This is a genomic window from Streptomyces griseofuscus (assembly GCF_014673495.1).
Lineage (GTDB): Bacteria > Actinomycetota > Actinomycetes > Streptomycetales > Streptomycetaceae > Streptomyces > Streptomyces murinus.
This window is the reverse complement of the sequence record NZ_CP051006.1, coordinates 3,031,923-3,051,585: the sequence shown is the minus strand read 5'-3', so window position 1 is coordinate 3,051,585 and position 19,663 is coordinate 3,031,923. Positions and strand designations below refer to the sequence as shown.

The 19,663-nt window shown below is 69.2% G+C and carries 21 protein-coding genes; 16 read left to right on the top strand and 5 right to left on the bottom strand.

The genetic code is table 11. The annotated features are described in order from the left end of the window. Positions 1–16 precede the first annotated feature (16 nt). The 14 genes from HEP81_RS13310 to HEP81_RS13245 all read left to right on the top strand — a co-directional run bounded on the left by HEP81_RS13310 (position 17) and on the right by HEP81_RS13245 (position 12,857). Positions 17–664: an L-threonylcarbamoyladenylate synthase gene (locus HEP81_RS13310; RefSeq protein ID WP_037656508.1), complete on the top strand. Its 648-nt coding sequence runs from the start codon at positions 17–19 to the stop codon at positions 662–664. Continuing rightward, positions 661–1,338 carry an arsenate reductase/protein-tyrosine-phosphatase family protein gene (locus HEP81_RS13305; RefSeq protein ID WP_037656507.1) on the top strand — a complete coding sequence of 226 codons (678 nt, stop codon included), beginning with the start codon at positions 661–663 and terminating at the stop codon, positions 1,336–1,338. The genes HEP81_RS13310 and HEP81_RS13305 overlap by 4 nt, the downstream gene beginning before the upstream one ends. 112 nt (positions 1,339–1,450) lie before the next feature. Further along, the gene (locus HEP81_RS13300; RefSeq protein WP_037656506.1) at positions 1,451–2,689 is read left to right on the top strand and encodes a serine hydroxymethyltransferase; all 1,239 of its coding nucleotides are present in this window, start codon (positions 1,451–1,453) and stop codon (positions 2,687–2,689) included. Between the two features lie 129 nt (positions 2,690–2,818). Further along, the gene (locus HEP81_RS13295) at positions 2,819–4,150 is read left to right on the top strand and encodes an MraY family glycosyltransferase (RefSeq protein WP_037656504.1); all 1,332 of its coding nucleotides are present in this window, start codon (positions 2,819–2,821) and stop codon (positions 4,148–4,150) included. Positions 4,151–4,452: 302 nt separating this feature from the next. Then, positions 4,453–4,893 carry a Cg1360 family ATP-synthase-associated protein gene (locus HEP81_RS13290; RefSeq protein ID WP_037656503.1) on the top strand — a complete coding sequence of 147 codons (441 nt, stop codon included), beginning with the start codon at positions 4,453–4,455 and terminating at the stop codon, positions 4,891–4,893. Between the two features lie 210 nt (positions 4,894–5,103). Further along, positions 5,104–5,943 carry a F0F1 ATP synthase subunit A gene (gene atpB / locus HEP81_RS13285; RefSeq protein ID WP_037656502.1) on the top strand — a complete coding sequence of 280 codons (840 nt, stop codon included), beginning with the start codon at positions 5,104–5,106 and terminating at the stop codon, positions 5,941–5,943. Between the two features lie 74 nt (positions 5,944–6,017). Then, positions 6,018–6,245: an ATP synthase F0 subunit C gene (gene atpE, locus HEP81_RS13280; RefSeq protein WP_037656501.1), complete on the top strand. Its 228-nt coding sequence runs from the start codon at positions 6,018–6,020 to the stop codon at positions 6,243–6,245. Between the two features lie 41 nt (positions 6,246–6,286). Further along, on the top strand, positions 6,287–6,832 hold the full coding sequence (locus tag HEP81_RS13275) for a F0F1 ATP synthase subunit B (RefSeq protein WP_037656500.1): 546 nt from the start codon (positions 6,287–6,289) through the stop codon (positions 6,830–6,832). Next, the gene (locus HEP81_RS13270; protein WP_037656499.1) at positions 6,829–7,644 is read left to right on the top strand and encodes a F0F1 ATP synthase subunit delta; all 816 of its coding nucleotides are present in this window, start codon (positions 6,829–6,831) and stop codon (positions 7,642–7,644) included. Before HEP81_RS13275 ends, HEP81_RS13270 begins: the two co-directional genes overlap by 4 nt. 160 nt (positions 7,645–7,804) lie before the next feature. After that, positions 7,805–9,397, top strand: a complete 1,593-nt coding sequence (atpA, locus tag HEP81_RS13265) for a F0F1 ATP synthase subunit alpha (protein WP_037656498.1) — start codon at positions 7,805–7,807, stop codon at positions 9,395–9,397. Positions 9,398–9,418: 21 nt separating this feature from the next. Next, the gene (locus tag HEP81_RS13260) at positions 9,419–10,336 is read left to right on the top strand and encodes a F0F1 ATP synthase subunit gamma (RefSeq protein WP_037656496.1); all 918 of its coding nucleotides are present in this window, start codon (positions 9,419–9,421) and stop codon (positions 10,334–10,336) included. Beyond that, entirely contained in the window at positions 10,336–11,772 is a 1,437-nt protein-coding gene (gene atpD / locus HEP81_RS13255; protein WP_037656495.1) for a F0F1 ATP synthase subunit beta, read from the top strand. Before HEP81_RS13260 ends, atpD begins: the two co-directional genes overlap by 1 nt. Before the next feature lie 110 nt (positions 11,773–11,882). After that, positions 11,883–12,257 carry a F0F1 ATP synthase subunit epsilon gene (locus HEP81_RS13250; RefSeq protein WP_037656493.1) on the top strand — a complete coding sequence of 125 codons (375 nt, stop codon included), beginning with the start codon at positions 11,883–11,885 and terminating at the stop codon, positions 12,255–12,257. Positions 12,258–12,410: 153 nt separating this feature from the next. Then, complete coding sequence (locus HEP81_RS13245; RefSeq protein WP_037656491.1) at positions 12,411–12,857, top strand: DUF2550 domain-containing protein; 447 nt, start codon at positions 12,411–12,413, stop codon at positions 12,855–12,857. Positions 12,858–12,927: 70 nt separating this feature from the next. On the opposite strand, the gene HEP81_RS13240 is transcribed toward HEP81_RS13245, so the two are convergent. Then, a complete protein-coding gene (locus HEP81_RS13240) occupies positions 12,928–14,763 on the bottom strand; it encodes a glycoside hydrolase family 18 chitinase (protein ID WP_037656490.1) in 1,836 nt (611 codons plus the stop codon). Between the two features lie 231 nt (positions 14,764–14,994). Between HEP81_RS13240 and HEP81_RS13235 the strand changes: the two genes are divergently transcribed. Continuing rightward, on the top strand, positions 14,995–15,723 hold the full coding sequence (locus HEP81_RS13235) for a DUF4097 family beta strand repeat-containing protein (RefSeq protein ID WP_037656488.1): 729 nt from the start codon (positions 14,995–14,997) through the stop codon (positions 15,721–15,723). Between the two features lie 58 nt (positions 15,724–15,781). Here HEP81_RS13235 and HEP81_RS13230 read toward each other — a convergent pair whose 3' ends face one another. Both HEP81_RS13230 and HEP81_RS13225 read right to left on the bottom strand, forming a co-directional pair. Further along, positions 15,782–16,429 carry a response regulator gene (locus tag HEP81_RS13230; RefSeq protein WP_037656487.1) on the bottom strand — a complete coding sequence of 216 codons (648 nt, stop codon included), beginning with the start codon at positions 16,427–16,429 and terminating at the stop codon, positions 15,782–15,784. Then, positions 16,426–17,625, bottom strand: coding sequence for a sensor histidine kinase (locus tag HEP81_RS13225; protein ID WP_051850198.1), 1,200 nt, complete (start codon positions 17,623–17,625; stop codon positions 16,426–16,428). Before HEP81_RS13225 ends, HEP81_RS13230 begins: the two co-directional genes overlap by 4 nt. 158 nt (positions 17,626–17,783) lie before the next feature. Here HEP81_RS13225 and HEP81_RS13220 point away from each other — a divergent pair, with 158 nt between their 5' ends. Next, entirely contained in the window at positions 17,784–18,323 is a 540-nt protein-coding gene (locus HEP81_RS13220; protein WP_037656567.1) for a hypothetical protein, read from the top strand. On the opposite strand, the gene HEP81_RS13215 is transcribed toward HEP81_RS13220, so the two are convergent. Next, the gene (locus tag HEP81_RS13215) at positions 18,320–18,892 is read right to left on the bottom strand and encodes a cob(I)yrinic acid a,c-diamide adenosyltransferase (RefSeq protein WP_037656486.1); all 573 of its coding nucleotides are present in this window, start codon (positions 18,890–18,892) and stop codon (positions 18,320–18,322) included. The two genes, HEP81_RS13220 and HEP81_RS13215, sit on opposite strands and share 4 nt — an antisense overlap. 13 nt (positions 18,893–18,905) lie before the next feature. Then, positions 18,906–19,655: an ABC transporter permease gene (locus HEP81_RS13210; protein WP_037656485.1), complete on the bottom strand. Its 750-nt coding sequence runs from the start codon at positions 19,653–19,655 to the stop codon at positions 18,906–18,908. Positions 19,656–19,663: the final 8 nt, after the last annotated feature.

The following is a 19,663-nucleotide window of genomic DNA, read 5'->3' as shown; positions in this document are numbered from 1 at the left end:
CGAGGAGGCCCGTTAGATGGCACGGCGATACGACACCAACGACGCGACCGACCGCGCGACGGGTCTGCGCGAAGCCGCGTCCGCCGTCCGCCGGGGCGAGCTGGTGGTGCTGCCGACCGACACGGTCTACGGCATCGGCGCCGACGCGTTCTCCTCCGAGGCCGTCGCCGATCTGCTCGCCGCCAAGGGCCGGGGCCGCAACATGCCCACCCCCGTGCTCATCGGCTCCCCGAACACCCTGCACGGCCTGGTCACGAACTTCTCCGAGATGGCCTGGGAACTGGTCGACGCGTTCTGGCCGGGCGCCCTGACGCTGGTCGCCAAGCACCAGCCGTCCCTCCAGTGGGACCTCGGCGACACCCGGGGCACGGTCGCCGTGCGCATGCCGCTGCACCCGGTCGCCATCGAGCTGCTCACCGAGGTCGGCCCGATGGCCGTGTCCTCCGCCAACCTCACAGGACACCCGTCGCCGGAGACCTGCGACGCCGCGCAGGACATGCTCGGCGACTCCGTCTCCGTCTACCTCGACGGCGGCCCGACCCCGGGCATCGTGCCCTCGTCCATCGTGGACGTCTCCCGCGATGTGCCGGTGCTGCTGCGCGAGGGCGCCATCTCGGCGGACGAGCTGCGCAAGGTCGTACCCGACCTTGAGGTGGCGAATTGACGGCCCCTGAAGCGGGGCGTGGCATAGGCATCGGGGAGCGCCTCGCGGAAGAGACGACGACGTTCGGGTTTCCGCGCGACACCTTCCGCATCCTCCACGTCAGTACCGGAAATGTGTGCCGCTCGCCCATCACCGAGCGGCTGACCCGGCATTTCGTCGCCGAGCGCCTCGGTGTGCTCGGCGGCGGGCTGATCGTGGAGAGCGCGGGCACCTGGGGCCATGAGGGCGCGCCCATGGAGGCCAACGCGGAGACCGTGCTGGCCGAGTTCGGCGCGGACGCCTCCGGCTTCATGGGCCGGGAACTGCTCGACGAGCACGTCATCCGGGCCGACCTGGTCCTGACCGCGACCCGCGACCACCGCGCCCAGGTCATCTCCATGGGCCATTCGGCGGGCCTGCGCACGTTCACCCTCAAGGAGTTCACGCGCCTGGTCCGCGCGATCGACCCCGCGACGCTGCCGCCGCTGGAGGAGGGCCTCGTCATGCGCGCCCGCGCCCTGGTCCGCGCCGCCGCCGCCCTGCGCGGCTGGCTCCTGGCCCCCACGGCCGAGGCGGACGAGGTCTACGACCCCTACGGCGCGCCCCTGCCGTTCTTCCGCTCCATCGGCGACGAGATACGGGACGCGCTGGACCCCGTCGTCACGGCGCTCACCGGAGTCCCGGCACGGATGTAGTGCCGGGCGCGGTGCGCGCCCACCGAGCCGTCCGCGCCGGTCGACACCGCGCCCCCTGACGAACCCCGGCCTACATTGGGGATACGTCACCGTCGACCGCCCGGAGTCCGTCATGTCGGTCATCACCCTGCACGAGGCCGATGTCCTGCGGCAGCAGGATCCCGAGGTGGCCGAGCTCCTGCTGGCGGAGCTGCGCCGGCAGTCGACGTCGCTCCAGCTGATCGCGGCGGAGAACTTCACCTCCCGCGCCGTCCTCGCCGCCCTCGGCTCCCCGCTGGCGAACAAGTACGCCGAGGGCTACCCCGCCGCCCGCCACCACGGCGGCTGCGAGATCGTGGACATGGCCGAGCGGCTGGCCGTACGGCGGGCCTGCGCGCTGTTCGGGGCCCGGCACGCGAACGTACAGGCCCACTCCGGCTCCTCCGCCGTCCTCGCCGCCTACGCCGCCCTGCTGCGCCCCGGCGACACCGTCCTCGCCCTCGGCCTGCCGTACGGCGGTCATCTCACCCATGGCTCCCCGGCCAACTTCTCCGGCCGCTGGTTCGACTTCGTCGGCTACGGCGTCGACGCGGAGACCGGGCTGATCGACCACGACCAGGTGCGCCATCTGGCCCGCAACCACCGCCCCAAGGCGATCGTGTGCGGCTCCATCGCCTACCCCCGGCACATCGACTACGCCTTCTTCCGCGAGGTCGCCGACGAGGTCGGCGCCTATCTGATCGCGGACGCCGCCCATCCCATCGGCCTCGTCGCGGGCGGCGCCGCCCCGAACCCGGTGCCGTACGCCGACATCGTCTGCGCGACCACGCACAAGGTGCTGCGCGGACCCCGCGGCGGCATGATCCTGTGCGGCGCCGAGCTGGCCGAGCGGGTGGACCGGGCGGTGTTCCCGTTCACCCAGGGCGGGGCGCAGATGCACACCATCGCCGCCAAGGCCGTCGCGTTCGGTGAGGCCGCGACCCCGGCGTTCGCCACGTACGCGCACCAGGTGGTCGCCAACGCCCGCACCCTGGCCGGCCATCTCGCCGAGGAGGGGCTCACCGTCACCACCGGCGGCACGGACACCCATCTGATCACCGCCGACGCGGCGCCGCTCGGCGTGGACGGCCGTACCGCCCGCGGCCGGCTCGCCGCCGCCGGGATCGTCCTGGACTGCTGCGCCCTGCCGCACGGCGACGGGAGGGGCCTGCGCCTGGGTACGGCCGCGGTGACCACCCAGGGCATGGGCGAGCCGGAGATGGAGCGGATCGCGAAACTGCTCGCCGCGGTGGTGCGCGGGCACCCGGAACCGGCCGGGGCGCGGGCCGAGGTACAGGAGCTGACCGGCGCGTTCCCGCCGTATCCGAGCTGACCGGAACCGGGCGCGGTGTGTCTCACAGCATGGTCTGCAACCATCCTGGCTACCCGGAAGTCCTCAGACGTATACGCCCGCCGCTAGGCTGTGGGGCTGTGATGGCCAGCGAGACCTGTGGGGAAGCCCGTGCGTGAATACCTGCTGACGCTCTGCATCACGGCCGCGGTGACGTACCTGCTGACAGGGCCGGTGCGGAAGTTCGCGATCGTGGCGGGGGCGATGCCGGAGATCCGGGCCCGGGACGTGCACCGGGAGCCCACTCCGCGCCTCGGCGGGATCGCGATGTTCTTCGGACTGTGCGCGGGCCTGCTGGTCGCCGACCACCTGTCCAGCCTGAACTGGGTGTTCGAGAAGTCCAACGAGCCGCGGGCCCTGCTCTCCGGCGCCGCCCTGATCTGGCTGATCGGCGTCCTGGACGACAAGTTCGAGATCGACGCCCTGATCAAGCTCGGTGGCCAGATGATCGCCGCGGGCGTCATGGTGATGCAGGGTCTGACGATCCTGTGGCTGCCCATCCCCGGCGTCGGCAATGTGGCGCTGACCCAGTGGCAGGGCACGCTGCTGACCGTGGCGCTCGTCGTCATCACCATCAACGCCGTGAACTTCGTGGACGGCCTCGACGGTCTCGCGGCCGGCATGGTGTGCATCGCGACGGTGGCGTTCTTCCTGTACGCGTATCGCGTCTGGGTGTCGTACGGCATCGAGGCCGCCGCCCCCGCCACCCTGTTCGCGTCGATCCTGATGGGCATGTGCCTGGGCTTCCTGCCGCACAACATGCACCCGGCGCGCATCTTCATGGGCGACTCCGGCTCCATGCTGATCGGCCTGGTGCTGGCCGCGGGCGCCATCTCGATCACGGGTCAGGTGGACCCGGACGTGATGAACCTGTTCTCCGGTTCCGAGCGCGCCACCGTGCACCAGATGGTGCCGGTGTACATCCCGCTGCTGATGCCGCTGACGATCATCGCGATCCCGGCCGCCGACCTGGTGCTGGCCATCGTGCGCCGCACCTGGCGCGGTCAGTCGCCGTTCGCCGCCGACCGCGGGCATCTGCACCACCGGCTGCTGGAGATCGGCCACTCGCACAGCCGCGCGGTGCTGATCATGTACTTCTGGTCGGCGCTGATCGCCTTCGGCGCGCTGGCCTACTCGGTCAACTCGGCGTCGATGTGGATCGTGCTCGGCGTCGTCTTCCTCAGCGCCGTGGGCCTCGTCCTGCTGCTCCTGCCGCGCTTCACGCCGCGGGTGCCGGTGTGGGCCCAGCGCTTCGTGCCGCCGCGCTACCGGCGCCGGCGGGCGGCCGCTGCGGCGGAGGCGGAACTCGCCCTGGAGGCGGCCGCGCAGGACGCTCCCGACGAGCCGGAGACCGATGAGCGCGCGCCCGTCACGGCCGGTGTGTCCGGCGTCAACGGGGCGACCGCAATCGGCACTCGTGAGCGTTTTCCTGACCGTTCCTGAGCCGGGCAAGGTAAGAATCTGACTAGAGCATTGCCAAGTCGTGGGGGAGCAAAGATCCCTAATACCAGACAAAGCGGCTCGGTATCTGATCAGACGTGCAGAGTCACTCTCATGTGTGACAGCAAGCACACCTACCAGGTAAAGACCTCATCAAATAGTTTGTGATACGGTTCACGAGAACCCGGGATAGAACCGACGGACCGTAGTGCGACGGTCCTTTGGTGTGAGGTCTCGTTCACTCAGCCCGGGACTACGCTCGTCCATGACGACACCTGCCCCCCTGTGAAAGCGGAGTTGCCGCCATGCCGTCTTCTGACGCCCGGATCCTGACCCAGGCCGCCGTACCCACGGCTGTCGTCGGCGCGCTTGCCGTCGTCGTCAGTGGTGTGGTCGCGGGTGGCAAGGGGGCGATCGGGGCCGTCGTCGCGACGCTGGTCGTGATCCTGTTCATGGGGCTCGGCCTCTACGTGCTCCAGCGCACCGCCAAATCATTTCCGCAGCTGTTCCAGATGATGGGCCTGATGCTCTACGCGGCTCAGCTGCTGCTGATGGTCATCTTCGTCGCACTGTTCAAGAACACCACGCTCTTCAATCCGCGCGCCTTCGCCATCACGCTTGTGGTCGCCACCCTCGCGTGGATCAGTGCGCAGACGCGTGCGCACATGAAGGCCAAGACCCTCTACGTCGATCCGGACGCCTCGTCCTCGGGTGACAAGCCCGAAAAGACAGGGCGTTCGTCGTGAGAGGTAGGGCCGGGATAAAGGCGCAGCACGCATGCTGCTATCGTCCGGTGCCAACTGCGGCATCGCGGGCGCGGGCATCTGAGCTGACGCCTGTTCGATCGCGAGGCGAGATGCCCCCCAGCCGCCCCCACATCCGTCACACCAGTCCCGTGCCGACCCGCGGCCGCACGCCGCGCCGACACAACGAGGTTGCCGTACCTATGCGCCACGATGAAGGAGCCCGCGGTGAGTGCTGATCCGACGCAGACGCTCGCTTTCGACTCGAGCTGCCACCTGTTCAGCGGGTGCGGCTTCGGGACCGTCGCTCCGGGCCTGCATTCGTTCCTCTTCGAGCCGATCTGGGGGGACACGAACGGCCTCTACTTCAACAAGCCGATGCTCCTCGCCCTGCTCGGCTCCATCATCGTCGTGGGCTTCTTCTGGGCCGCCTTCGGCAAGGCCAAGGTCATCCCGGGCAAGCTCCAGATGGTCGGCGAGGCCGGTTACGACTTCGTGCGCCGCGGTGTCGTCTACGAGACCATCGGCAAGAAGGAAGGAGAGAAGTACGTACCTCTGATCGTCTCTCTCTTCTTCTTCGTCTGGATGATGAACCTCTGGTCGGTCATCCCGGTCGCCCAGTTCCCGGTGACGGCGATCATCGCCTACCCGGCAGCCCTGGCCGCGATCGTCTACGTCCTGTGGGTCTCGCTGACCTTCAAGCGGCACGGTTTCGTCGGCGCGTTCAAGAACTTCACGGGCTACGACAAGTCGCTCGGCGCGGTGCTGCCGCTGGCCATGGTCATCGAGCTCTTCTCGAACCTGCTGGTGCGCCCCTTCACCCACGCCGTCCGACTCTTCGCGAACATGTTCGCCGGCCACACGCTGATCGTGCTCTTCACGATCGCCAGCTGGTACATGCTGAACGGCATCGGTATCGCCTACGCCGGCGTCTCGTTCGTGATGACGATCGTCATGACCGCCTTCGAGCTGTTCATCCAGGCCGTCCAGGCGTACGTCTTCGTCCTGCTGACCTGCTCCTACATCCAGGGCGCGCTCGCCGAGCACCACTGAGCCACCCCGCCCCGAAACCCTGGTCGTCCGGTGGCCAACCCCCCACCGGTCCGTAAAGAAAAGGAAGAACTGGCATGTCCCAGACCCTTGCCGCTGTCACTGGTTCGCTCAGCTCCGTCGGTTACGGCCTTTCGGCCATCGGCCCCGGCGTCGGCGTCGGCATCATCTTCGGTAACGGCACGCAGGCTCTTGCGCGTCAGCCCGAGGCGGCGGGCCTGATCCGCTCCAACCAGATCCTCGGCTTCGCGTTCTGTGAGGCGCTGGCCCTCATCGGCCTCGTCATGCCGTTCGTCTACTCCTGAGTCGAACGACAGCGACAGCCCATTCGACGAAAGGCACTGAGATGACCCACTCATGGGTTCAGTTTGCGGCGGAGAAGGAGAACCCTCTCATTCCGCCGTGGCCGGAGCTCGTCATCGGCCTGATCGCCTTCGTCATCGTCTTCGGCTTCCTCGCCAAGAAGCTCCTCCCGAACATCAACAAGGTTCTGGAAGAGCGTCGCGAGGCCATCGAGGGCGGTATCGAAAAGGCCGAGGCCGCGCAGACCGAGGCCCAGAGCGTCCTTGAGCAGTACAAGGCCCAGCTGGCCGAGGCACGGCACGAGGCCGCGCGACTGCGCCAGGAGGCGCAGGAGCAGGGTGCCACGCTCATCGCCGAGATGCGGGCCGAGGGCCAGCGGCAGCGCGAGGAGATCGTCGCCGCCGGTCACACCCAGATCGAGGCCGACCGCAAGGCCGCCGCGTCCACGCTGCGTCAGGACGTCGGCAAGCTCGCCACCGACCTGGCCGGCAAGCTCGTCGGCGAGTCCCTTGAGGACCACGCCCGGCAGAGCCGTGTGATCGACCGCTTCCTCGACGAGCTCGAGGAGAAGGCCGAGGCCGCGCGATGAACGGAGCGAGCCGCGAGGCCCTGGCAGCCGCACGGGAGCGTCTTGACGCGCTGACGGACTCCACGTCCGTGGACGCGGCCGCGCTCGCCGACGAGCTGGCGGCCGTTACCGCGCTGCTCGACCGCGAGGCCGGCCTGCGCCGGGTTCTCACCGACCCGGCGCAGTCCGGAGAGGCCAAGGCCGAGCTGGTCCAGCGCCTGCTCGGTGCCCAGGTCAGCGGCGTGGCCGCCGACCTGGTGGCCGGGATGGCCCGCGCCCGCTGGTCGCAGCCCCGCGACCTGGTGGACGCGACGGAGCAGCTGGCGGACATCGCCGACCTCACCGCCGCGGAGAAGCGTGGCAACCTCGACGAGGTCGAGGACGAGCTGTTCCGCTTCGGCCGGATCGTCGCCTCCAGCACCGAGCTGCGCGCCGCCCTGACCGACCGCACCGCGGGTGCCGCGGCCAAGACCGAGCTGCTGAACCGGCTGCTGGGCGGACGGGCCAAGCCCGCCACCGAGCGTCTGGTCGTGCGCCTCGTGGCCGCGCCGCGTGGTCGTAGCCTGGAAGCGGGACTGGAGTCCCTGTCCAAGCTGGCCGCGGAGCGCCGGGACCGTCTGGTCGCCGTCGTCACCTCGGCGGTACCGCTGAGCGACACCCAGAAGCAGCGCCTCGGCGCCGCTCTCGGCAAGCTCTACGGCCGCCGGATCCACCTCAACCTGGATGTGGACCCCGACGTCGTCGGCGGTATGCGGGTCCAGGTCGGTGACGAGGTCATCAACGGTTCGCTCGCGGACCGACTGGACGAGGCCGCCCGCCGCATGGCGAGCTAGCGGCGACGCGACAGCGACGCAGCACCTCGACATACCGAGTAATAGCAGTACGTACATACGGCCCTGGTTGGGCCGTGCAGAGGATTCACCTCCTGTTGGGGGGAGTCCCCATCCCCCCAAAGTGAAACTTCGGGCCCAACAAGGAGAGCAGGGAACCCAGATGGCGGAGCTCACGATCCGGCCGGAGGAGATCCGGGACGCGCTGGAGAACTTCGTCCAGTCGTACAAGCCGGACGCGGCCTCGCGCGAGGAAGTCGGTACGGTCACCCTTGCCGGCGACGGCATCGCGAAGATCGAGGGTCTTCCCTCGGCCATGGCCAACGAACTGCTGAAGTTCGAGGACGGCACCCTCGGCCTCGCCCTCAACCTCGAGGAGCGCGAGATCGGTGCCATCGTCCTCGGCGAGTTCAGCGGCGTCGAGGAGGGTCAGCCGGTCACGCGTACCGGCGAGGTGCTCTCCGTCGCGGTCGGCGAGGGTTACCTCGGCCGTGTTGTCGACCCGCTCGGCAACCCGATCGACGGCCTCGGCGAGATCGAGACGTCCGGCCGCCGCGCCCTTGAGCTGCAGGCCCCCACGGTCATGCAGCGCAAGTCGGTGCACGAGCCGATGGAGACCGGCTACAAGGCCGTCGACGCGATGACCCCGATCGGCCGTGGTCAGCGTCAGCTGATCATCGGTGACCGCCAGACCGGCAAGACCGCCCTGGCCGTCGACACCATCATCAACCAGCGCGACAACTGGCGCACCGGCGACCCGAAGAAGCAGGTCCGCTGCATCTACGTCGCCATCGGCCAGAAGGGCTCCACCATTGCGGGCGTTCGCCGCTCGCTGGAGGAGAACGGCGCGCTGGAGTACACGACCATCGTCGCCGCCCCGGCGTCCGACCCGGCCGGCTTCAAGTACCTTGCGCCGTACACCGGTTCGGCCATCGGTCAGCAGTGGATGTATGAGGGCAAGCACGTCCTCATCATCTTCGACGACCTCTCGAAGCAGGCCGACGCCTACCGCGCCGTGTCCCTGCTGCTGCGCCGCCCGCCGGGCCGTGAGGCCTACCCGGGTGACGTCTTCTACCTGCACTCGCGTCTGCTGGAGCGCTGCGCCAAGCTCTCCGACGAGATGGGTGCCGGTTCGATGACTGGTCTGCCGATCGTCGAGACGAAGGCCAACGACGTCTCGGCGTTCATCCCGACCAACGTCATCTCCATCACCGACGGCCAGTGCTTCCTGGAGTCGGACCTGTTCAACGCCGGTCAGCGTCCCGCGCTGAACGTCGGTATCTCGGTCTCCCGAGTCGGTGGCTCCGCCCAGCACAAGGCGATGCGCCAGGTCTCCGGCCGCCTCCGTGTGGACCTCGCCCAGTTCCGTGAGCTGGAGGCGTTCGCCGCCTTCGGTTCCGACCTGGACGCGGCCTCCAAGGCCCAGCTGGAGCGCGGTCAGCGCATGGTCGAGCTGCTGAAGCAGGACCAGTACCAGCCGATGGCCACCGAGGACCAGGTCGTCTCCGTGTGGGCCGGCACCAACGGTCGTATGGACGATGTCCCGGTCGTGGACGTCCGTCGCTTCGAGCGGGAGCTGCTGGACTTCCTGCACCGCAAGCACCAGGGCCTGATGACCTCCATCAAGGAGGGCGCCAAGATGTCGAACGACACGATCCAGGCGATCGACGACGCGGTGGCCGAGTTCAAGAAGCAGTTCGAGACCTCGGACGGCAAGCTGCTCGGCGAGGACACTCCTGCCGCTGCCGCCAAGTGACGTAAGGAAGGGACCTGACTCATGGGAGCCCAGCTCCGGGTCTACAAGCGTCGCATCCGATCCGTCAGCGCGACCAAGAAGATCACCAAGGCGATGGAGATGATCGCCGCCTCGCGCGTCGTCAAGGCGCAGCGCAAGGTGGCGGCCTCCACGCCGTACGCGACCGAGCTGACGCGCGCGGTCACGGCGGTCGGTACGGGGTCGAACACCAAGCACCCGCTCACCACGGAGGCGGAGAACCCGACCCGTGCCGCGATCCTGCTCCTCACGAGCGACCGCGGTCTGGCCGGTGCCTTCAACTCCAACGCCATCAAGGCGGCGGAGCAGCTGACCGAGCGCCTGGAGCGCGAGGGCAAGCAGGTCGACGCGTACATCGTCGGCCGGCGCGGTGTCGCCCACTACAACTTCCGCGAGCGCAAGGTCGCGGAGTCGTGGACGGGCTTCACCGACGAGCCGTCGTACGCCGACGCCAAGAAGGTGGCGGCGCCCCTGATCGAGGCCATCGAGAAGGACACGGCCGAGGGCGGCGTGGATGAACTCCACATCGTCTACACCGAGTTCGTCTCGATGATGACGCAGACCGCGCTCGACGCACGGCTGCTTCCGCTGCGCCTCGAAGAGGTCGCCGAGGAGACGAAGTCCGAGGGCGAGATCCTTCCGCTCTACGACTTCGAGCCCTCGGCGGAGGACGTCCTCGACGCCCTGCTGCCGCGCTACGTGGAGAGCCGTATCTACAACGCGCTGCTCCAGTCGGCCGCTTCCAAGCACGCCGCCACGCGGCGCGCGATGAAGTCGGCCACCGACAACGCGGGCGAGCTGATCAACACGCTGTCCCGTCTTGCCAACGCGGCCCGCCAGGCCGAAATCACCCAGGAAATCAGCGAGATCGTCGGTGGCGCTAGCGCCCTGGCCGACGCGACCGCGGGGAGTGACCGATAATGACCACCACTGTTGAGACCGCGACGGCTACGGGCCGCGTCGCCCGGGTCATCGGCCCGGTCGTCGACGTGGAGTTCCCCGTCGACGCGATGCCGGACATCTACCAGGCGCTGCACGTCGAGGTGGCCGACCCGGCCAACGCCGGCGAGAAGAAGACGCTGACCCTGGAGGTCGCCCAGCACCTGGGTGACGGTCTGGTCCGCACCATCTCCATGCAGCCGACCGACGGCCTGGTCCGCCAGGCCGCCGTCATCGACACCGGCGCGCCGATCTCGGTGCCCGTCGGCGACTTCACCAAGGGCAAGGTGTTCAACACCCTTGGCGAGGTGCTGAACGTCGACGAGCAGTACGAGGGCGAGCGCTGGCCGATCCACCGCAAGGCCCCGAACTTCGACGAGCTCGAGTCCAAGACCGAGATGTTCGAGACGGGCGTCAAGGTCATCGACCTGCTCACCCCGTACGTCAAGGGCGGCAAGATCGGCCTGTTCGGCGGTGCCGGCGTCGGCAAGACGGTGCTCATCCAGGAGATGATCTACCGTGTCGCCAACAACCACGACGGTGTCTCCGTGTTCGCCGGTGTCGGTGAGCGCACCCGTGAGGGCAATGACCTCATCGAGGAGATGACCGACTCGGGCGTCATCGACAAGACCGCCCTGGTCTTCGGTCAGATGGACGAGCCCCCGGGCACCCGTCTGCGCGTCGCGCTGGCCGGCCTCACCATGGCCGAGTACTTCCGTGACGTCCAGAAGCAGGACGTGCTGTTCTTCATCGACAACATCTTCCGCTTCACGCAGGCCGGTTCCGAGGTCTCCACCCTGCTCGGCCGTATGCCGTCCGCGGTGGGTTACCAGCCGAACCTGGCCGACGAGATGGGTCTCCTCCAGGAGCGCATCACGTCGACCCGCGGTCACTCGATCACCTCGATGCAGGCGATCTACGTCCCCGCGGACGACCTGACCGACCCGGCCCCGGCCACCACCTTCGCCCACCTCGACGCGACGACGGTTCTCTCCCGTCCGATCTCGGAGAAGGGCATCTACCCGGCCGTGGACCCGCTGGACTCGACGTCCCGGATCCTGGACCCGCGGTACATCGCCGCGGACCACTACAACGCGGCCATGCGCGTGAAGAACATCCTTCAGAAGTACAAGGATCTTCAGGACATCATCGCGATCCTCGGTATCGACGAGCTCGGCGAGGAGGACAAGCTCGTCGTCCACCGTGCCCGTCGCGTGGAGCGCTTCCTGTCCCAGAACACCCACGTCGCCAAGCAGTTCACCGGCGTGGACGGTTCGGACGTGCCGCTGGACGAGTCGATCGCCGCGTTCAACGCGATCTGCGACGGTGAGTACGACCACTTCCCGGAGCAGGCGTTCTTCATGTGCGGTGGCATCGAGGACCTCAAGGCCAACGCCAAGGAGCTGGGCGTCTCCTGAGCCCCGTGCTCTTCTGAGGGGGCGGGCGCGTCCCGCCCCCTCAGCAACGCCCACTAGAATTGACCCCAACACCCGGCACCCCTGCCGGGTGGTGACCCGAGGAGCCACTCTTGGCTGCTGAGCTGCACGTCGAGCTGGTCGCCGCGGACCGCCAGGTCTGGTCCGGCGAGGCCACCCTGGTCGTCGCGCGCACCACCTCCGGCGACATCGGCGTCATGCCCGGTCACCAGCCGCTGCTCGGTGTGCTGGAGTCGGGCCCGGTGACCATCCGTACGAGTGATGGCGGAACGGTCGTCGCCGCGGTGCACGGCGGTTTCGTCTCGTTCGCGGACAACAAGCTGTCCCTGCTGGCCGAGATCGCCGAGCTGTCGGACGAGATCGATGTCCAGCGCACGGAGCGGGAACTCGAGCGCGCGAAGGCGGAGGGCGACGCCGCCGCCGAGCGCCGCGCGGACGTCCGACTTCGTGCGGCGACCGCCCGCTGAACCAGCCGCGCGGTACGTTGACATCACTCAGCCGCGGCCGGCCCGGAGCAATCCGGTGCCGGTCGCGGCTGAGGCAGATGTAGGTGTTTTTTCCGTTTCATTACTCAGTAGTAGAAGCAGTTCCCTACCTAGGAGACGAGGAGGTCGGTGCCGATGGTCCTCGCTCTGACTGTGTGCGGGATCGTGGTCGCGCTCGTAGTGGTCGGGCTGTTTCTGTTCGGCCTGCGCCGCCGGCTGATCCAGCGCTCGGGCGGGACCTTCGACTGCTCCCTGCGCTGGGACGTGGCCGAGAAACCGGACACCGGCGGCAAGGGCTGGAGCTACGGCGTCGCTCGCTACAACGGTGACCGCATCGAGTGGTACCGGGTCTTCTCCTACGCCGTCCGCCCGCGCCGCGTCCTGGAACGCGCCCAGATCGAGGTGGCCGGCCGTCGGCTGCCCGAGGGCGAGGAGGAACTGGCGCTGCTGTCCGACGCGGTGGTCCTCGCCTGCGTCCACCGGGGAACGCGCCTCGAACTCGCCATGAGCGAAGACGCGCTGACCGGTTTTCTCGCGTGGCTTGAGGCAGCCCCACCTGGACAGCGGGTGAATGTGGCGTAGCCACATTCACCCGCTGGGTGGGGGTCCCCTCAGACGAAGTCTGGGGGAGCGTCAACGTTGCCCAGGTATCTCAGAGGTTGCTGCTGATGGCGTTCACCAGTTCGCCGTCGCTGGTGTCGCCGCTGAACTCCCAGAAGAACGCGCCGCCCAGGCCCTGGGTCTTGGCCCAGCTCATCTTCCCGGCGATGGTCGACGGGGTGTCGTACGACCACCAGTTGCTGCCGCAGTGGGCGTACGCGGTGCCCGCGACGGTGCCGGTGACCGGGCAGGCCGACTTGAGGACCTTGTAGTCCTCGATGCCCTGCTCATAGGTGCCGGCCGCCGGGCCCGTGGCGGTGCCGCCCGGGGCGTCCTGGGTGACGCCGGTCCAGCCGCGGCCGTAGAAGCCGATGCCGATGAGCAGCTTGGACGCGGGGACACCGGCCGCCTTGTACTTGGCGATCGCGTCGGCGGTGGTGAAGCCCGCCTTCGGGATGCCGCTGTACGAGGTGAGCGGGGAGTGCGGGGCGGTGGGGCCCTGCGCGTCCCAGGCGCCGAAGAAGTCGTACGTCATCACGTTGTACCAGTCGACGTACTGCGAGGCGCCGGAGTAGTCGGCGGAGTCGATCTTGCCGCCGTTCGAGCCGTCGGCGGAGACCGCGGCCGTGACCAGCTTGCTGGCGCCGAACTTGGCGCGCAGCGCGGCCATCACGTTCTTGAACGCCTCGGGCCCGCTGGTGTCACAGGTCAGACCGCAGTTGTTGGGGTACTCCCAGTCGATGTCGATGCCGTCGAACACATCGGCCCAGCGCGGGTCGTTGACGAGGTCGTAGCAGGACTGGGCGAACCCGGCCGGGTCCTTGGCCGCGTCGGCGAAGCCGCCGGACCAGGTCCAGCCGCCGAACGACCAGATGACCTTGAGGTTCGGGTACTTGGCCTTCAGCTCGCGCAGCTGGTTGAAGTTGCCGCGCAGCGGCTGGTCCCAGGTGTCGGCGGTGCCGTTGACGGCCTGGTCGGCGGTGAACGCCTTGTCGTAGTCGGCGTAGGAGTCGCCGATGGCGCACTTGCCGCCGGTGATGTTGCCGAAGGCGTAGTTGATGTGGGTGATCTTGGCGGCGGAGCCGGAGGTCACCAGGTTCTTCACGTTGTAGTTGCGGGCGTAGATGCCCCAGTCGGTGAAGTAGCCGAGCTTGACCTTGCCGCCGGCGGGCGGGGGAGTGGTGGAGCCGCCACCGGTGGTGTGCACGGCGAGAGCGGCGCTGGCCGGACCGGTCTGGCCGGCGGTGTCGCGGGCCTGCACGGAGTAGGAGTAGTCGCTGCCCGCGGTGAGCCCGGTGTCGGTGTACGACGTGGTGGTCACGGTGGCGATGACCTTGCCGTCGCGCAGCACGTCGTAGTTCTTGATGCCCTTGTCATCGGTGGCCGCGCTCCAGGAGAGCTTCACCGAGGTGTCGGTGACGCCGGAGGCGGTCGGGGTGCCGGGGGCGCTCGGGGCGGAGTCGCCGGGGGCGGTCGTGCCGTCGCAGCTGCTGCCGTTGAGCGTGCAGTTGCTCGGGTTGCCGGAACCGGCGCCGTTGAAGCCGAAGCTGACGGAGGCGCCGGGGGCGAGGGTGCCGTTGTAGGACTTGTTCTTCGCCGTCCAGTGGTTGCCGGAGTTGGTGACGTCGGCGTCCCAGGCGGAGGTGACGGACGTGCCGGAGGGGAAGTCCCACTGGATGGTCCAGGAACTGATGCTCGCGGACCCGGAGTTCTTGACGGTCCACTGGCCGCCGAAGCCGGTGCCCCAGTCGCTGGACTTGGTGAAGCTGGCGGTGACGCCGGCCGCCTGGGCGCTCGCGGCCGGTGCGGGGCTCGCGAGTCCGACCAGTCCGGCCAGGGGGAGTACCAGGGTCGCTAGCCCTGCCGCGACCTTGTGTCTGAAGCGCATCGAGCGCCTCCCTCGGTAGTGGGGGTGACAGGGGGCATGACTGAGCCTTCATGCCCACGGTGCTGCGAGGGTAGAAAGGTCTGGACCACGGGTCAATAGGTCTGGACCATTCCAAGTCCTGTATACCCCCGGCACATTGGGGGGTTTTCTCCAGCGAAGTGCAGGCGGCGGGCTGCGTACGATCGCTGTGACCGATCAACGATCCGATGCGCTGTATACGGGGGATTCTTCATGCGACGCGCGCGTTTCCTTGCTGCCGTGGCCCTGGCCGCACTGACCGTCGGCGGGCTGTCCGCGTGCCAGGTCCTCGACCACAAGACCTTCCAGGACGACGCCAAGGTGTCCCAGAAGGTGACCTCGATCCACCTCGACAGCGGGAACGGCGGGGTGAAGGTGCGGACATCGGCGGACGCCACCACCATCTCCGTGCACCGCAAGGTCAACTACTCCGGCGACAAGCCGACCGGCACCAGCTTCCATGTCGACCAGGGAGTCCTGACCCTCGCCGGCTGCGGCCACAACTGCGGCGTCGACTACGACGTGACGGTGCCCGCCGCCCTCCCGGTGACGGGCGGCACCTCCAACGGGGGCCTCACGCTGAACGGCGTCGGCGCGGTCGACGTACACACCAGCAACGGCGAGATCGCGGTGACCGGAGCGACGGGCGCGGTGAAGCTGCGCACCTCGAACGGAGGGGTCACCGTGAAGAACGCCAGGGGCGGCGTCGACGCGCAGACGTCGAACGGCGGAGTCACGATCCAGGCCGCCACCCCGCAGGACGTCAAGGCACACACCTCCAGCGGAGAACTCACGGTCACGATGCCGCCCGCCCGCTATCGGATATCGGCGCACAACACCAACGGCGACAAGAAGGTGGCGTTCAAGGACGACCCGGCGGGCCGTTACCGCCTGGACCTGTCGACGACGAACGGCGACCTCACGGTGCGGTCCGCCGGCTAGCGGACCGAGACCGGGACCGGGACCGGGGCGGTGGCCGTGGCTGTGGCCGACGGCTCGGCTAGGCGCCCAACTCCCTTGCCAGTACGGCTGCTTGCACTCGGCTGCGCAGGCCCAGCTTGCCCAGCAGCCGGCTGACGTGCGACTTGGCCGTGCCCTCCGCCATCTCCAGCCGGGTTCCGATCTGCGCGTTGGACAGCCCCTCGCCGAGCAGGGAGAGCACCTCGCGCTCACGCGGGGTCAGCCCGTCCAGTACGGCAGGATCCGGCCGGGTGCCCCGGTCGCCGCCCGGTCCGGCGGCGAACTCGGCGATCAGGCGCCGGGTCACGGCCGGTGCCACGACCCCCTCCCCGCGCGCCACCGTCCGCACCGCGTCGATCAGATCCTTCGCCTCCGCACTCTTCAGCAGGAACCCGGCGGCTCCGGCCCGCAGTGCCCCGAAGACGTACTCGTCCAGATCGAAGGTGGTCAGCACCAGGACATCGGCAAGTCCTTCCGTCGCGATGAGCCGGGTCGCCGAGACCCCGTCCAGGCGTGGCATCTGCACATCCATCAGGACGACATCGGGGCGCAGTTCCCGGGCGAGTTCCACCGCCTGCTCGCCGTTCGCGGCCTCGCCGGCCACCTCGATGCCGGGTGCGCTGCGCAGGATCAGGACCAGTCCCGCGCGGACGGCCGACTGGTCCTCGGCGACCAGGACGCGGATCATGCGGGGACCTCTTCGTCGGAGACTTCGGTGCGGGCGGGCCGGGCGAGGGTGTGCTCGGCCAGTGGAAGGAGGGCGTGTACGGTCCAGCGGTCACCGCCCGGGCCGGCGGTCAGGGTTCCGCCGAGCAGCGCGGCCCGCTCCCGCATCCCGGGGAGCCCGGCACCCGAGCCGGGCGCCCGGGGTCCGTCGCCGGGCCGGTAGGGGCTGCTCACCTCGATCCGCAGGGCGTCGTCCGCCCGGCGCAGCAGGACCAGGACGGGTCCCGGGGCCGCGTGCTTGAGGGCGTTGGTCAGCGACTCCTGCACGATCCGGTAGGCGGCCAGCTCGACCGGTGCCGGGACACTGCCCTGACCGGCGTCGAGGGTGATGTCCAGCCCGTTGGCGCGGGCGCCGGCGACCAGTGCGCCGAGCCCGTCGAGCGTCGGTGTCGGCATCGGCCCGCTCTCGCCGCCGCTGTCCCGCAGGATGCCGATCAGCCGCCGCATCTCGGTCAGTCCTGCCACGCTGTTCTCCCGGATGACGGTGAGGGACGCGCGGGAGGTGTCCGGGTCGTCGAGGGAGAGCGCGGCCGTGGAGTGGATCGCGATGGCCGACAGATGGCCCGCGACCATGTCGTGCAACTCCCGTGCCATTCGCGCCCGTTCGGCGGTCACCGCCTGGGTCCGGTCCAGCTCCGCGAGCAGCGCGGTCTGTTCGGCTCGCAGTCGGGCGGTCTCGGCGGCCTCGTGATGGTTGCGCACCAGGGCCCCGGTGGCGGCGGGGCCGAAGGAGACCACGGCGCAGCCGAGGCCGACCAGGATCGCCTGCGGCTCCCGCCACCAGACGAGGAAGCCGAGCGTCACGCCGAGGCTGACCAGCCCGGTGGTGACCGGGATACGGCGGGCGGCGGCCGGTGAGCCGTAGAGCACGGCGGTGTAGGCGAGGTCCGTGAACATCAGGATCGTCGCCACATTGCCCGGGGTGAACATGTCGAAGGTGATGGCGAAGGTGCCGAGGATCAGCGCGAGTTGGGGCCGGGTGCGGCGGAGCAGCTCCAGGCCGGCCGTGACCGTCAGCGGGATCAGCCCCCAGTCGGCGCCGAGCACCCCGCTGCCCGAGGTGTGCAGCCCGAGCGCCCACAGCACGATTCCGCCCGCGAGACCACCGGCCGCGAGGAACACGTCGAACCGGTGCGGTCGGGGGAGTCGTACGGCCATGACCCCATCCAACACGCACCGGGACCGTCGCGGATGCTCCCTGGGGACGGTCCCGGACTGCCACTTTCGCTTACCCCGGACTCGCCCCGGGAGACGACGATCCGCCGCCCGCGCCGCGCGAGCCTGGGAGGCGGGGAGCGGAGAAGGGAGTGTGGGGCGTGATCGTCACGTTGATCGTCGGCTGCGAGGTGGGGTTCTGGGTGCTGCTCGCGGCGGGGCTGGGTGTCCGGTACGGGCTGCGGATGCCGCGCACCGGACTGGCCCTGCTGCTGTGCGAGCCACTGCTGGAGGTGGTCCTGCTCGTGGTCACCGCGATCGATCTGAAGCATGGCGGCCGGGCGGACTGGCGGCATGGACTCGCCGCCGTCTACATCGGCTTCACGGTCGGCCTCGGCCACGCCACCGTCAGCTGGGCCGACGCCCGGGTCGCGCACCGCTTCGCCGGTGGCCCGCCGCCGGTGCGCCCGCCCCGCTACGGCCGGGCCCGCGCCGTCCACGAATGGCGGGTGGCGGCCCGCTGGACTCTGGCCTGCGTCGTCGCCCTCGCGCTGCTCCAGGTGGCGATCTGGTACGTCGGCGCCGACGGCGACACCGGTTCGCTGCGGGCTTGGCAGCTGAGGATGGTGTGGCTGATCGGCATCAATGTGGTCATCGCCGGGAGCTACACGCTCTTCCCGAAGCGGGAGCGTGCCCGTTAGCGCTCGCCGCCCGGTACCCACAGGACGTCGCCGGTGGCCTTGTTGGCGATGCGGGCCAGGATGAAGAGAAGGTCGGAGAGGCGGTTGAGGTAGGTGGCGGTGAGGGGGTTCATGACGTCGCCGTGCACCTCCATGGCCGCCCAGGTGGAGCGTTCGGCGCGGCGGACGACCGTGCAGGCCTGGTGGAGCAGGGCCGCGCCCGGGGTGCCGCCGGGGAGGATGAAGGAGCGCAGCTTCTCCAGCTGCTCGTTGAAGCGGTCGCAGTCCGCCTCCAGCCGGTCGATGTAGAACTGCTCGACCCGCAGCGGGGGGTACTCGGGGTTCTCCGCCACCGGGGTCGACAGGTCCGCCCCCACGTCGAACAGGTCGTTCTGCACGCGGGTGAGGACCGTGACGACCTCCTCGTCCAGGCCGCCCAGGGCGATCGCGGTGCCGATGACCGCGTTGGCCTCGTTGGAGTCCGCGTACGCGGAGATCCTGAGGTCCGTCTTGGGCACCCGGCTCATGTCACCGAGGTGCGTGGTGCCCTTGTCGCCGGTGCGGGTGTAGATACGCGTCAGATTGACCATGGGCCCAGCGTAATTACGCCCCGGCCGTCCGGAACACCCGTGTGCCCGTCGTCACGGACACCGCGGCGAAGCCGACGGCCACGAGGACGCCGTAGAGCATGTGCGTGCTCGTGTAGTGGCCCACGTAGGCGTCGCGTATCGCGTCCACCAGATAGCGGAACGGCACGAAGTGCGAGAGCACGTCCAGCCAGGTGGGCGCCAGCGACATCGGGAGCATCAGGCCGGACAGCAGCATCGAGGGCATCGACACCGCGTTGATCAGCGGCCCGAACTCCTGCGGGGTGCGGACCTTCATCCCCATCGCGTACGACAGGGAGGCCAGGGAGAGGGTGAGCAGGGCGACGAACCCGAAGCCGATGAGGATCCCCGCCAGGGGCGCGCGCAGGCCCATCACCAGGGCGGCCAGCACCAGCAGGACCGCCTGGAACACGAACGTCGTGGCGTCGCGCAGCACCCGGCCGAGCAGCAGGGCGAGCCGGCTGACCGGGGTGACCCGCATCCGCTCCACCACCCCCTGAGCGCCCTCCATGATGATCGTGAATCCGGCGAACAGGGCGCCGAATAGGCCGAGTTGGAGCAGCAGCCCCGGCACCAAAATCTGCCAGGAGCTGCCCGTCCGACCGAGCGGCAGACCCGTGAGCAGGGGGCCGAAGAAGAGCAGGTAGAGCAGCGGGGTGAGGGCGCCGAAGAGCATGGCGAAGCGGGAGCGGAGGGACTGGCGGAGGTAGCGGCCGTAGACGAGGGCCGTGTCGTGCAGCACCATGCCGGTGG